The sequence below is a fragment of the Vreelandella sp. ssv genome (assembly GCF_059448525.1).
The window spans coordinates 126,580-139,556 of the sequence record NZ_CM182545.1 but is presented as its reverse complement, the minus strand read 5'-3'; the positions used below and the strand labels follow the sequence as shown (position 1 = coordinate 139,556).

Below are 12,977 nucleotides of genomic sequence, written 5' to 3'. Positions count from 1 at the left end.
GCCTATGAATCGGCAGTTAATTTGGCTGCGCAGCGACCTGCGCATTGACGATAACAGCGCACTGGCCGCCGCCGCGGCTAAAGGTCCCGTCATAGCGGTGTTTTTGCGCAGCATACCCCAGTGGCAAGACCACGGGCACGGTGCCAACAAGCTGGATTTTTGGGCTCGCGGCGTGGCTTCCGTAAAAGCTGCACTCAACGGGCTGAATATTCCGCTGCTGCATCGCGATATTGAACGCTATGATCAGGCACCTGAAGCGCTGCTTGAGATTGCACGCGAGCATGACATAGAGCAGTTGCACTTCAATTACGAGTACGCTCTTAATGAGAGGCACCGAGACCAGGCCGTGCAGAGAGCCTTTGGAAAAGCCGGTATTGCCGCCCATGGCTACCACGATGCCGTGGCCTTTGCCCCTGGCAGCCTGCTCACCGGCAAAGGCGACTACTACGGAGTATTTACGCCGTTTTCCAAGGCGTGGCATAAGCAAGTTAGCAACCAGCAGTTGGCACTGCGCGATACGCCAAAGGTGCAAACGGCGCTGGCGATTGAGAGCGACCCGCTGCCCGCAATGCCCGAACTTGCCTGCACGCCGGTTGACGGTCGCCTTTGGCCTGCCGGTGAAAATGCCGCTGCGGATAACTTGGCCCGTTTTCTACGCTTTCGTGGCCGCCACTATAAGGCCCAGCGCGATCTGCCCAAGGTACGCGGTACCAGCGAGCTTTCACCGTACTTGGCACTAGGCATGATTTCTTATCGCCAGTGCTTGCAAGCGGTGATGAGTGAAAACGGTGGCCATTTGGCCGATGGCGATATTGGCCTTACAACCTGGGTCAATGAGCTGGTCTGGCGCGAATTTTATCAGCATGTGGCAGTGGGCTTTCCCAAAGTGTGCCGCTACCAACCCTTTCAGGAGCACACTAAGCAGTTAGCCTGGCGCAACGATGATGAGGGATTTCAAGCATGGTGTGAGGGGCGAACGGGCTACCCGATAGTCGATGCTGCGATGCGCCAACTGGTCACCACCGGCTGGATGCACAACCGTTTACGCATGGTGACAGCGATGTTTTTAAGCAAGCACCTGCTGATTGATTGGCGGCGCGGCGAGGCCTTCTTTATGGAGCATTTAGTGGATGGTGAGTTTTGCGCCAACAACGGTGGCTGGCAGTGGGCAGCTTCAACGGGCACCGATGCCGCACCTTACTTTCGCATTTTTAACCCCACCACCCAATCCACTCGCTTTGACGCTGAGGGTGAGTTTATTGCCCACTGGCTTCCCGAACTTGCTGAGTTACCTGCCAAGGCGCGCCATGCACCGCCACAAGACCTACTCACCGATATCGCCTACCCAGCGCCGATTGTCGACCACAAAGCTGCACGCCAGCGCGCCTTAGAGGCGTTTAAATCGCTGTCTAAATAAACCTCTTTAGCGACTTCATGACGGCATCAAGAAAGGAGACTTGTCATGGCAGAGCCAGCGGCATTGGAAGCGTTTTGCGCCTTCTTCAACAAGCTAGACAATACCTGTACAGAAAAGCTATACGAGGTATATACTGACAATGTTGTTTTTAGCGACCCGTTGCACCACATCGAAGGTCGCGCGGCGCTAGAACGTTACTTTTCAAGCATGTACGAGAATGTCGAACAGTGCCGTTTTACTTACCACACTCAACAGATGCAGGGGCAGCAGGCATTTGTTACCTGGACCATGTCTTTCGTGCATCCAAAACTAGCTTCCGGACGTAGGATAGAAGTAGAGGGATGCAGTGCACTGATATTTGCCGATGATGGGCGCGTCTCGCAGCACCGTGACTACTTCGATACCGGTGCCATGCTCTACGAACACTTACCGTTGATGGGAAGCGTCATTCGCTGGTTAAAAAAACGCCTTGCCTAAACCTTATTGAATCGGCGGGGCGCACTAGGAGGATTGATGAGTACATGGAAAACGCCCCAACGCATTTGGTTAACCGGTGCTACTTCAGGCATTGGCGAGGCACTGGCGCGTAAACTCATCGCCCAAGGCCACCAAGTAGTACTTAGCGCACGCAACGCCGAGGCACTAGAAGCGCTATGCCAGGATCACCCTAATGCGCATCCTCTCCCACTTGATATTAGCGACCGCCAAGCGGTACTGGGCGCTACCGAGATTATCCGTGAGCGCCTAGGGGCGTTAGATCTGGCGCTGTTCAACGCCGGCACCTGCGAATACCTTAACGCTCAGCAGTTTGATATGGATTTAGTCGAGCGGGTTTTTAAACCGAATCTCTTCGGCACCTTGTACGGTGTCGAAGCCGCCCTGCCCCTGTTGCGGGCAGCTCGACGTGAGGGCTTGCCTGCCCGGCTAGCCGCCACTTCCAGCGCGTCGGCCTATTTACCGCTACCCCGCGCGGAAGCTTATGGCGCGTCTAAAGCGGCCATAAGCTACTTTCTGGAATCGCTGCGTTTAGATCTTGATCAGGAAGGCATTGATGTCAGCCTTATCCACCCCGGCTTTGTGAAAACGCCACTTACCGAACGTAACGACTTCCCCATGCCGATGCAGGTGACAGCCGACCAAGCAGCAGATGCGATTATTGCAGGCCTGGTGAAAGGCCGGCTGGATATCCATTTCCCGCGCCGCTTTACCTATATCGTCAAACTACTAGGGATTTTACCACCCGCCCTGCGCCGTCAGATTGGCCTGCGCATGACCCGTCCCCAAAAGGAGTCATCATGAAAGGCTCGTCACAAAGCGCTGGTGGCTCTCAACGAATTGCCATTGTCGGCAGCGGCATTAGCGGCATGGCCGCGGGCTGGTACCTTTCTGCCCAGCATGAGGTCACGCTGTTTGAAGCGGATTCACGCCTAGGGGGACACACCGCCACCATGGATGTGAACGTTGAGGGGCAATCGTACGCTATCGATACTGGCTTTATTGTCTTTAACGACTGGACCTATCCGCATTTTCAGCGCCTGATGGCCACCCTGGGTGTCGCTTCACAAGCCACCGAAATGAGCTTCTCGGTACATGAGACAGCGCGGGACTTTGAGTACAACGGGCATACTTTGGGCTCGCTGTTTGCCCAACGACGCAATTTATTTAACCCCTCTTTTTACCGCCTGCTGGGTGACATTCTGCGCTTTAACAAGCAGGCCACCAAAGCGCTGGAGAGCCAACAGCTCCCCGAGCATATGACGCTGGGTGAGTACCTGGACCGCCACCACTACAACCGTGATTTTCAGCAGCGCTATCTACTGCCCATGGGGGCCGCCATTTGGTCGGCCAGCATCAGTGATTTACGCGCCTTCCCGCTGGCGTTTTTTGTGCGTTTTTTCCGTAATCACGGCCTGCTATCGGTCAACCACCGCCCCCAGTGGCACACCCTAGTAGGCGGTTCGAAAAGCTATATCCCCAGCCTGACGGCGCCCTATGCATCGCGCATTCACCTCAATACACCGGTCACCCGGATTACCCGCGACAGCACGGGGGTGGCTATCACCACGCCTTCCAGTACCCAGCGCTTTGATCAGGTAGTGATCGCTTGCCACGCGGATCAGGCCTTGGCGATGCTGGACGATGCCAGCGACGCGGAAAATGCGGTGCTCGGCGCCATGCCATATCAGGATAACGAGGTGGTGCTGCATACTGATACCGCACTGCTGCCGCGGCGCAAGCGCGCCTGGGCGAGCTGGAATTACCGCCTGGATCAGCGCGAGGCTGAAGCGCGGGTATCGGTCACTTACGATATGAATATCTTGCAGCGCATAGACAGTGACACTACGTTTTGCGTCACGTTAAATGACAGCGACAGCATTGATCCCAGCAAGGTGCTTGGCCGCTATAACTACGCGCACCCGCAGTTTACCTTGGCAGGTCAAGCGGCTCAGGATCGCCATGCGGAGATCTCGTCGATAGTCCATCGCACTCACTTTTGCGGCGCCTACTGGCGTAACGGCTTTCATGAAGACGGCGTGTGGAGTGCCCTACGGGTGGCGCAGGCCTTGGGGTGTGATGAGGCGGCCCCGCCCCCTGCACAACCTTCCGCACTGCCTGCCCATGAGCTGCTAACGCCGCAGGGCGTAGAGGGTCTGGGATGATCGCCATACCACGCTCACGCATTTATCGCGGCACCTTGCGCCACCGTCGATTCACGCCAAAATCACATACCTTTAGTTATCAGATATGGATGGTGTGGTTAGATCTGGATGAACTGCCCGATCTCTTTGATAAAGTGCCTGGTTTTAGCGCTCGCCGGCCTGCGTTGGCCCGGTTTCGGCGTGAAGACTATCTAGGCCCGACTGATCGGCCGCTGAAAACGGCTGTACGCGAAGAACTTGTGCGCCAGTTGGGCAGTGCCCCTAATGGCCGTATTTACGTGCTCACCCAACTGCGCACGCTCGGCTGCATGTTTAACCCTATTTCCGTCTATTACGCCTACGACCACCTGGGCAGGCTAGCGGCAGTATTGAGTGAAGTCACTAACACGCCCTGGCGTGAGCGCACCCAATACGCCAGCGCTGTGGATCCTTCACGTCATAGCCACCAGGCGCATTTCGATAAAGACCTACATGTTTCGCCTTTCAATCCCATGGATATGACCTATCGCTGGAAATTTAATGCTCCCGGCAAAAAGCTCTTTTTACACATGGAGAACTGGCAGGATCAACACTGCCATTTTGATGCCACGTTAACCCTAGATGCGTCACCTGCCACCCGAGGCGCATTGATAAAAACCCTGGCACGCCAGCCTTGGATGAGTTTGAAAACCATTACCGGCATTCATTTTGAAGCGCTACGCCTGTGGCTGAAGCGCGTACCCGTTCATGACCACCCCAAGCGCAAGGAGACTGCAAAGTGACGATCCTGCGTTCCACACCCGCGAACCAGCAACCAGTTGTGCCAAGCCGCTTAACCAAGTGGCTAAAATCACGTCTAATGGATCAACTGACCACCTTCCGCTGTGGTCGTATTACCCTGATAGAGGGTAATGAGTGCCATCACTTAGGCCAACAAGGCCCACTGCAAGTGACCGTAGTGATACGCCACTGCCGGGCCTGGAAGCGCTTGGCATTTGGCGGTACCGTTGGCGCGGCCGAATCATATATGGACGGAGATTGGGACGCTGACGACCTGGTCGCTTTGGTTCGCCTGTTCGCTGCCAACCTTGAACAGGTTAACGGACGAATGGAAAATGGTAGCGCCCGCCTTGGCCGTTGGTTACTAGCGGCCGCCTACCGCTTTCAGCGCAATAGCATTGGTGGCTCTAAACGTAACATTTCGGCCCATTACGATATTGGCAACGACCTGTTTTCAACGTTTTTGGATCGTCAACACTGGATGTATTCAAGCGCTATTTTCCCCTCTCCTGATGCCACGCTGGAAGAAGCTTCCACCTACAAGCTTGACCTGATGCTGGCAAAACTTGATGTGCAGCCGGAGCATCATCTGTTGGAAATTGGCACGGGCTGGGGAGGATTAGCGATTCATGCAGCCAAAACCCGTGGCTGCCGTGTCACCACGACAACGATATCCGATGAACAGTATGCCTATACTCAACGGCGTATTCAGGAAGAGGGCCTAACCGATCGAATCACCCTGCTTAAACAAGATTATCGTGAATTAACCGGCCTCTATGATCGGCTCATTTCAGTCGAGATGATTGAGGCGGTGGGGCACCAGTATCTGGACACTTACCTCAGTAAGCTGGATAGTCTGCTAACCGACGATGGCCAGGCCATGCTGCAAGCCATCACTATCCGTGACCAGCGCTTTGAAGAGGCCAAGCGCGACATGGACTTCATTAAGCGCTATATCTTTCCTGGAGGTTTTCTCCCCTCACACCACGCCATGCTGAGTAGCATGATGCGTAAAACGTCATTAAATGTGATTGCATTGGATGAAATTGGTCCTCATTACGCGCGCACGTTGCGTGAATGGCGTCACCGCTTTGAAGCGAGCCTGGAGCAAGTACATGCACTGGGTTATGACGAGCGCTTCATACGCATGTGGCGTTACTATTTGTGTTACTGCGAGGGTGGTTTTATCGAGCGCTCCATCGGCACCTGCCACTTATTACTGGCCAAACCGGCGGCGAAGCCAATTCTTCTCACAGGCGTGCTCTGAATGGCCACCCGCAGATGGCAAGCGCTCCTGCTAAATGCCCTGCGTTTTGAAGCTGGCTGGCTGCTATGCGTAATAGGCGGCTCATGGGTTGCAGCCCTGGCGGGTAGCAGCTTGTTAGCCTGGCACCTATGGCGCTGCGCCTTACCCGGCGAGTGGCGATTTATTGCCGGCTTTGCTCTGCTCGGGCTCTTTATTGATGGGGGTTTGCACCTACTGGGGGGCTTTTATTTCAATGACCAAGCGCTAGTAGCGGGGCTGTTGCCACTCTGGCTATGGATGCTGTGGCCATTGTTTGCCACCCTGGTATACCACTCGCTCGCTTGGCTGTGGCGCTACCCGCTGCTAGCAGCGCTTTGTGGTGCCGTCAGTGGCCCGCTTTCTTATTATGGTGGCGCGCTTCTGTCAGAGGTGACACTGGCACCTTGGTTACTTCCCGTTCACGCACTGGTATGGGCGATGCTGTGTGTTGGTATCAGCCGCTATCTAAGGTCTGATCTTAACGCTTAAGAGGTGGGTACGGGTGCAGGAGTCAAACGTTTTTCCAGCTCTTCGGCGGACAATGGCCGAGCAAAGTAGAACCCCTGTACAGAGGTGCATCCGGCATTAACCAAAAACTGACACTGCTCTTTGGTCTCTACGCCTTCGGCAATCACCCCGAGCCCCATCCCTTTTGCCATCGCTAAGACTGCCTTGACGATGGAAGCATCTGCCTGCTCATGGGGCAGCTCTTTAATGAACGCACGGTCTAGCTTTATCTTATCTACCGGTAAGCGTTTCAAGTAGCCGAGCGACGAATAACCGGTACCAAAATCGTCAATCGCAATCGCAAAGCCTTGGTCACGGAGCGCTTGCAGGCGCGGTCCCATATCACCCGCTCGCTCATCCAACAGTACCGACTCGGTCAACTCCAAGCCAATCTGAGAAGGCTTGAGCTGGTAGCGCTTAAGACAGCTTGCTAACTGGCTTTCCAGATCACCCTGAAAGAGTTGTAATGCCGAGATGTTGACCCAAATAGTCAGTTTCGGCATGGTGCTATTGTGCCAATGTGCCTGCTGGGCACAGGCTTTTTCGATCACCCAGGCACCCAATTGGGACATTAAGCCGTGCCGCTCCGCCAGCGGAATGAAGTCACCGGGTGAGATCATGCCATCTTGGGGGTGGCGCCAGCGCAGTAGCGCTTCCATACCGACCAACTCTCCGCTACTAGGTTCATGCTGGGTTTGATAATGCAACTCCAACTGATCACCGGAAATAATCGCGGCACGCAGATCGCTGACCAATGCCAGTTGAGGATTGTCCTGCTTATCTAGCGCCGGACGAAAACGCTGGCTATGGTTACGTCCAAGCCGCTTGGCGCTATAGAGCGCCGACTCTAATCTCTGGAAAAGCACACCCGAATCGTTGCCATCTTCGGGCGCTCGACAGCTGCCGATCGTTAGGCCTAAGCGCAACGATTGATCATTAATTTCAAACGGCCGACTCATATGCTCGCGCAATGTTGCGACCCAGGGCTCGTGATCGTCAAAGGTAGTGGTGCGAATCACCATAAACTCATCGCCGCCTAAACGGCCCACAATACTGCCTGCTACAAAACTGGTTAGCCGCTGGGCAAAGCGTGCTAACAAGCGATCACCCTGTTCGACCCCCAGGCTGTCGTTGACCGATTTCAACCCATCAATATCCACTAGCGCCATGTCCAGGCTCTCCCCTGCGCGCAGATGGCGCAGCCGCGAGGCAAGCAAGTCGTGAAGGCGACGGCGATTGGGTAGCCCGGTGAGGGGGTCTTCGTAGCCGATGCGGCGCAAATCGCGCTCACGCGCCTTTTGTGCCGAAATATCGGTGAACAGGTTGACAAAATGCGTTATTTTTCCCCGCTTGTCGGTCACGGCACGTACTTTTAACCACTCGGGGTACTCGTCGCCGTGCTTACGGCGGTTCCACATTTCGCCTTCCCATCGGCCGGTACTTTTCAGCGTACTCCAGAACGTTTGATAAAAGGCTTTATCGTGGCGAGGGGCCGCCAGTGTTTCTAATTTAAGACCCACGACTTCCTGACTGTTGTAGCCCGTAATTTCAGTAAACGCTGGGTTTACCGTGATAACACGGTTATGTAAATCGCAGATCACCATGGCATCGCTGGTCAGACCTAGTGCATCCTGCGTCAATCGCAGGCGTAATCGCTGTTGACGCATTTGATTCCAAGCGTCCCACAGTCCAGCCGCGACCAGCGTGGCGGCCACCATGCGTAGTGTCGTATCGGGGATCCAAACGCAGGCGGGGAGAGCCATGAGGGCGACCCAAACTAACGGACGATTAAGAGAACCAGTGAGCCACATGAAAATTCAACACACCCTTTGCAAAGTAAAGGTTGATTAAAATAACGTTCAAAACGTCAATCATGCCGCTTAATTAAAAATTTGGATACTGGATATTAAGGCAATGGGGCTTTTTTTGTGCATAATTGGTAGTTATTGAACCTAATCCGACACGATAGTGCTTACTACCAAACTATTAAAACGGGTAGATATACCCGATAAACGGTCAGTTACGTGCATTCAGGGGGTTCGGGAAGTAGACTAGGCCAAGCCTTGCGGGCCGTGCCTCGGCGCTAGACTCCGGTGCGATGCCTTGGCTTTCGGTGCCGCATGCGGCCAACAACCATTTTGATATTCGGAACGACTCTGTGACCAAGCAACATTCCTTTAATCGCGAAGAACTGCTGGCCTGCTCGCGCGGCGAGCTATTCGGCCCCGGAAATGCGCAGCTCCCGGCTCCTAACATGTTGATGCTTGACCGCATCAAGCACATTCACGAAGAAGGTGGTGAGCATGGCAAGGGCGAACTGATCGCAGAGCTGGATATCAGCTCTGATCTATGGTTTTTTGATTGCCATTTTCCCGGTGACCCCGTTATGCCTGGCTGTTTAGGCCTAGACGCCATGTGGCAACTAGTGGGATTTTATTTGGGCTGGCTAGGCCACCCAGGGCGTGGACGTGCGCTCGGCTGCGGCGAGGTCAAATTCAGTGGGCAGATCTTACCGGATGCACAAAAAGTGACCTATAGCATTAATATTAAGCGTATTATTACCCGACGCCTCATCTTGGGTATCGCCGACGGCACCGTATCAGTCGACGGACGCGACATTTATCAGGCTAATGATCTGCGCGTTGGCCTATTTACCTCCACTGCGAATTTCTGAACAGGAGGCTCCCATGCGACGAGTGGTAGTCACCGGCCTTGGCATCGTATCGTGCCTTGGCAACGACCAACGACAGGTCCTGGACGCGCTCAAAACTGGGCGTAGCGGTATTCGTTTTAAGGAAGAGTATGCCGAGCGTGGCTTCCGTAGCCATGTCGCGGGCAGCGTCGATATCGATCTTGACGCACTCATCGACCGTAAACTGCGCCGCTTTATGGGCGATGCGGCCGCTTACGCCTATGTCTCTATGGCTCAGGCCATTGAAGACGCGGGGCTTAGCGAAGAGCAGGTCTCCAACGAACGAACTGGTCTTATTGCCGGCTCTGGCGGCGCTTCAAGCGCTAACCAAGTTGAAGCAGCCGACGTACTGCGTGAAAAAGGCCTGCGCCGCGTTGGTCCTTACCGCGTTACCCGCACAATGGGCAGTACCGTCTCTGCGTGTCTGGCAACACCGTTTAAAATCAAAGGCATTAATTACTCTATCTCTTCTGCCTGTGCGACTTCAGCGCACTGCATTGGTAGTGCGATGGAGCAAATTCAGCTCAATAAGCAGGATGTGGTGTTTGCCGGTGGCGGCGAAGAGGAACACTGGACACTCTCTTGCTTGTTTGATGCCATGGGCGCGCTCTCTACCCACTATAACGACACCCCTGAACAGGCATCGCGCCCTTATGACAAGGCCCGCGACGGCTTCGTTATTGCAGGTGGTGGCGGCATGCTGGTGTTGGAAGAGCTTGAGCACGCTAAAGCGCGTGGTGCCAAGATTTACGGCGAACTGGTGGGTTACGGCGCAACGTCTGATGGTCACGACATGGTCGCCCCTTCGGGTGAAGGTGCCATGCGCTGCATGCGTCAGGCGATGGCAACAGTCGAAGGCGATATTGACTACATCAATACCCACGGCACCTCGACGCCCGTAGGCGATGTTGCCGAGCTTAAGGCAATTCGCGAAGTGTTCGGTAATACTACGCCCGCAATGAGCTCAACCAAATCGCTCACCGGTCACTCACTAGGGGCCACAGGTGTACAAGAAGCGATTTATTCGCTGCTGATGATGCAACACAACTTTGTAGCAGCTTCAGCGAATATTACCGATCTCGATGATCAAGCCGAAGGCTTTGACATTGTGACCGAATGCCGCGATGGCGTTACGATAGAGCGCGCCTTGTCGAATAGCTTCGGTTTTGGTGGCACCAATGCATGTTTAGTCTTCCAGCGTTTTAACGACTGACGCTGATAAGAGTGCAGGCATGATGAAAACGACAATGGCGCCCAGTGGGCGCCATTGTCGTTTAATATCACAGTGGCTGACGAAGCATGTAACCAAAAAGCAGAGCGCTTTAACGTGAACTAGGACGGGAGGTAGGCCGCGGCACTTCCGAAATTTCCTGTAACTGCGCTTCGATCCACACTTCTACTTCCGCAAGCACCTCATCCGGCATGCGTCCCGCTGTCTCAATAGGTTTACCAATGCGCACACGCAGAACGCCTGGCCGCTTAACCCAGTGGCGCCCTGGCCAGCGCTCTCCAGCGTTATGCGCCACCGGTAAGACCGGCACCCCTGCACGACACGCCACTACGCTGCCACTTTTGTTATAGCGTTTGCGGATCCCCGGATCCACCCGCGTACCTTCCGGAAAAATCAACACCGACATGCCGGTACCGAGACGTTCGACGCCTTGAGTCAGCACCTGCTTCATCGCTCGCGCCGGTTTGGAGCGATCCAAACTGATCGGACGCAGCAAGCGCAACCCCCAGCCAAAGATCGGTAGACGTAGTAACTCGCGTTTCAGTACGGTACATACGGGAGGCTTCATGACCTGCAGAAACACCGTTTCCCATTCACACTGGTGATTGGCCTGAATCACACAGGGCCCGCTAGGCAAGTTTTCCCGACCCTGAATGTCATAGCGCACGCCACAGGCAATACGGAACCACACCATCAAAAAGTAGTTATACAAATTGAGTAAGCGGTAGCGGCCAGACAGCGGAAGAAACGGGGCAATGGGTAGAAACAGGATGCCAATCATCAGCATGGCAAAAAAGTAGCCGGCATAAAACACCAGACTGCGAACCACATTTATCAAGCCGACGCTCCTGTATCGCTGTCACGTTTACGTTCACGGGTTAAACACCAGGCATCCAACATGCGTCCAGCCTCTAATCGCCACGGCTTCTGATGGACACCAAAGACATCTAACACGCGACGACAATTTAAGACGCGTCGCAGCTTGGCATCATGATGATGTTTAAGCGGCTGTACTTCACCGAGAGAGACTTGCTCTCCGCGGCCTTCAAGATGCGTTAACAGCTGAGTACGTACCATAGAGGTAAACGTAAAGGCGCTGACCGGTTCGGTACCCGCCAAATGATAAGCGCCCCACGCATCAGCACCACTGGCCTGCTGCTGCAGCATGCCGATCAGCGCCATGGCAACAGCATCGGCTGAGGTCGGGCAAAAAATCACATCTTCTGCTGCGCGCACTGCTTTTCCTAACACTAGATTATCGATGATGTCGTTCAGCCATGCATGGCTGCCTTCCAGCGCAAACAGCGGACCTAGCCGGACAATCAAGTGGCGCTGACATTCCGCGCGTATGCGATTACCGGTCTGCACCAAACGGCGCAAACTCTCGTCTCGCGGAGCAGGCACCACATGTTCATCAATGGGGACTTCCAAGCCGTCTTCGTAAAGCTGATCAGAGACACACCATACCAAGGCTACATCTTGGGTTAGGCAGGCATCCAAACAGATGTCTACCGCGTCAGCATGTGCGGTAACATCCGCTGGCGTCATGTTTAAGGGGCGTGCCAACGGCGGAATAATCACCGCGTCAGGCGCAAGCGCTTCAAGGCGCGATGGCGTTATGGTCGTCCCTTGTTCAATGACTAACTCTGTATCGGCGCGACGGCTTGCTTCCCGGGCTAGTGCCAAGCTTAAGCAGTGCCCGGCATCCAGTATAAGCAGCTTCAAAACAGCCTCTCCTCATCACGCCCTGCCCTTTGGGGCTCAGCTATTAGCGTCCTCAGAACGGAATCTCATCGTCGAAGTCGTCGAAGTTACCCGGGTCTGGCGCACCGTAGCTGCTGTTTTGCTGGTTGGGCGGTGGGGCTTGATTGCCCTGCTGAGGCGCTGGTTGCGCGGGGCGTGGCGGCTGCTGAGGAGGCTGTCCGCCTGCATAATTACCACCCTCTTGTCGTGCCCCACCCTGCTGAGGATAACCGCCGCCCTGATTATTCTGCGCGGGGCTGTTCTGAGCAGGACCGTTCTGGGGCGCAGAATTTTGGTCATAGTTATTTTGCGGAGCGCCGCCGCCTTGGAAGTCACCACTACGACCGTCAAGCATCTGCATATCGTTCGCGACGATTTCTGTCGAGTAACGATCCTGGCCGTTCTGATCCTGCCACTTACGGGTTTGCAGGCGCCCTTCAATGTAAACTTTGGAACCTTTTTTCAGGTACTGCTGGGCAATTTCGGCGGTTTTATTGAACATCACCACGCGGTGCCATTCGGTCCGCTCTTGACGCTGCCCACTCTGGCGATCCATCCAGGTATCGGTCGTCGCCAAATTCAAGTTCGCTACGGCCGTACCGCTTGGGGTGAAACGCACCTCTGGATCCTGTCCGAGGTTGCCAATCAAGATGACCTTGTTAATGCCGCGAGCCATAAGGCGC

At 54.9% G+C, this 12,977-nt stretch carries 13 protein-coding genes; 9 read left to right on the top strand and 4 right to left on the bottom strand.

What is annotated here, in order from left to right; all coding sequences use genetic code 11:
- Positions 1-4: 4 nt before the first annotated feature.
- From phrB to AC5TBW_RS00605, 7 genes are read left to right on the top strand one after another with little or no spacing between them, the layout of a single operon-like run.
- Positions 5-1,417: a deoxyribodipyrimidine photo-lyase gene (gene phrB / locus AC5TBW_RS00635; RefSeq protein ID WP_495511890.1), complete on the top strand. Its 1,413-nt coding sequence runs from the start codon at positions 5-7 to the stop codon at positions 1,415-1,417.
- A gap of 45 nt (positions 1,418-1,462) precedes the next feature.
- Positions 1,463-1,894, top strand: coding sequence for a nuclear transport factor 2 family protein (locus tag AC5TBW_RS00630; RefSeq protein WP_495510273.1), 432 nt, complete (start codon positions 1,463-1,465; stop codon positions 1,892-1,894).
- Between the two features lie 36 nt (positions 1,895-1,930).
- Positions 1,931-2,716: an SDR family NAD(P)-dependent oxidoreductase gene (locus tag AC5TBW_RS00625; RefSeq protein WP_495510272.1), complete on the top strand. Its 786-nt coding sequence runs from the start codon at positions 1,931-1,933 to the stop codon at positions 2,714-2,716.
- Entirely contained in the window at positions 2,713-4,077 is a 1,365-nt protein-coding gene (locus AC5TBW_RS00620; RefSeq protein ID WP_495510271.1) for an NAD(P)/FAD-dependent oxidoreductase, read from the top strand. The genes AC5TBW_RS00625 and AC5TBW_RS00620 overlap by 4 nt, the downstream gene beginning before the upstream one ends.
- Positions 4,074-4,838 (top strand): DUF1365 domain-containing protein, encoded by a 765-nt coding sequence (locus AC5TBW_RS00615; RefSeq protein ID WP_495510270.1) that lies wholly within the window; start codon positions 4,074-4,076, stop codon positions 4,836-4,838. Before AC5TBW_RS00620 ends, AC5TBW_RS00615 begins: the two co-directional genes overlap by 4 nt.
- Complete coding sequence (locus tag AC5TBW_RS00610) at positions 4,835-6,103, top strand: class I SAM-dependent methyltransferase (protein WP_495510269.1); 1,269 nt, start codon at positions 4,835-4,837, stop codon at positions 6,101-6,103. Before AC5TBW_RS00615 ends, AC5TBW_RS00610 begins: the two co-directional genes overlap by 4 nt.
- Positions 6,104-6,610 (top strand): DUF2878 family protein, encoded by a 507-nt coding sequence (locus AC5TBW_RS00605; RefSeq protein WP_495510268.1) that lies wholly within the window; start codon positions 6,104-6,106, stop codon positions 6,608-6,610. It abuts the gene before it with no gap.
- Here the strand turns inward: AC5TBW_RS00605 and AC5TBW_RS00600 are convergent.
- Positions 6,607-8,439 (bottom strand): putative bifunctional diguanylate cyclase/phosphodiesterase, encoded by a 1,833-nt coding sequence (locus tag AC5TBW_RS00600; protein WP_495510267.1) that lies wholly within the window; start codon positions 8,437-8,439, stop codon positions 6,607-6,609. The two genes, AC5TBW_RS00605 and AC5TBW_RS00600, sit on opposite strands and share 4 nt — an antisense overlap.
- 347 nt (positions 8,440-8,786) lie before the next feature.
- On the opposite strand from AC5TBW_RS00600, the gene fabA reads away from it, so the two are divergent.
- Complete coding sequence (gene fabA / locus AC5TBW_RS00595) at positions 8,787-9,302, top strand: 3-hydroxyacyl-[acyl-carrier-protein] dehydratase FabA (RefSeq protein ID WP_495510266.1); 516 nt, start codon at positions 8,787-8,789, stop codon at positions 9,300-9,302.
- 13 nt (positions 9,303-9,315) lie between these two features.
- A complete protein-coding gene (gene fabB / locus AC5TBW_RS00590) occupies positions 9,316-10,533 on the top strand; it encodes a beta-ketoacyl-ACP synthase I (protein WP_495510265.1) in 1,218 nt (405 codons plus the stop codon).
- A 109-nt stretch (positions 10,534-10,642) separates the two neighbouring features.
- Here the strand turns inward: fabB and AC5TBW_RS00585 are convergent, their stop codons facing one another.
- Genes AC5TBW_RS00585 through AC5TBW_RS00575 form a run of 3 tightly spaced genes read right to left on the bottom strand, consistent with a single transcriptional unit; the run spans position 10,643 to position 12,970 of the window.
- On the bottom strand, positions 10,643-11,389 hold the full coding sequence (locus tag AC5TBW_RS00585; protein ID WP_495510264.1) for a lysophospholipid acyltransferase family protein: 747 nt from the start codon (positions 11,387-11,389) through the stop codon (positions 10,643-10,645).
- Positions 11,386-12,276: a sugar nucleotide-binding protein gene (locus AC5TBW_RS00580; protein ID WP_495510263.1), complete on the bottom strand. Its 891-nt coding sequence runs from the start codon at positions 12,274-12,276 to the stop codon at positions 11,386-11,388. The genes AC5TBW_RS00585 and AC5TBW_RS00580 overlap by 4 nt, the downstream gene beginning before the upstream one ends.
- A 52-nt stretch (positions 12,277-12,328) precedes the next feature.
- Positions 12,329-12,970, bottom strand: a complete 642-nt coding sequence (locus AC5TBW_RS00575) for a single-stranded DNA-binding protein (RefSeq protein ID WP_495510262.1) — start codon at positions 12,968-12,970, stop codon at positions 12,329-12,331.
- Between the last annotated feature and the right edge of the window lie 7 nt (positions 12,971-12,977).

Excerpts from the sequence above, each read along its gene's own strand:
- phrB (WP_495511890.1), top strand. The coding sequence starts at position 5 with ATGAATCGGCAGTTAATTTGGCTGCGCAGCGACCTGCGCATTGACGAT.
- AC5TBW_RS00630 (WP_495510273.1), top strand. The coding sequence starts at position 1,463 with ATGGCAGAGCCAGCGGCATTGGAAGCGTTTTGCGCCTTCTTCAACAAG.
- AC5TBW_RS00625 (WP_495510272.1), top strand. The coding sequence starts at position 1,931 with ATGAGTACATGGAAAACGCCCCAACGCATTTGGTTAACCGGTGCTACT.
- AC5TBW_RS00620 (WP_495510271.1), top strand. The coding sequence starts at position 2,713 with ATGAAAGGCTCGTCACAAAGCGCTGGTGGCTCTCAACGAATTGCCATT.
- AC5TBW_RS00615 (WP_495510270.1), top strand. The coding sequence starts at position 4,074 with ATGATCGCCATACCACGCTCACGCATTTATCGCGGCACCTTGCGCCAC.
- AC5TBW_RS00605 (WP_495510268.1), top strand. The coding sequence starts at position 6,104 with ATGGCCACCCGCAGATGGCAAGCGCTCCTGCTAAATGCCCTGCGTTTT.
- AC5TBW_RS00600 (WP_495510267.1), bottom strand. The coding sequence starts at position 8,439 with ATGTGGCTCACTGGTTCTCTTAATCGTCCGTTAGTTTGGGTCGCCCTC.
- fabB (WP_495510265.1), top strand. The coding sequence starts at position 9,316 with ATGCGACGAGTGGTAGTCACCGGCCTTGGCATCGTATCGTGCCTTGGC.
- AC5TBW_RS00575 (WP_495510262.1), bottom strand. The coding sequence starts at position 12,970 with ATGGCTCGCGGCATTAACAAGGTCATCTTGATTGGCAACCTCGGACAG.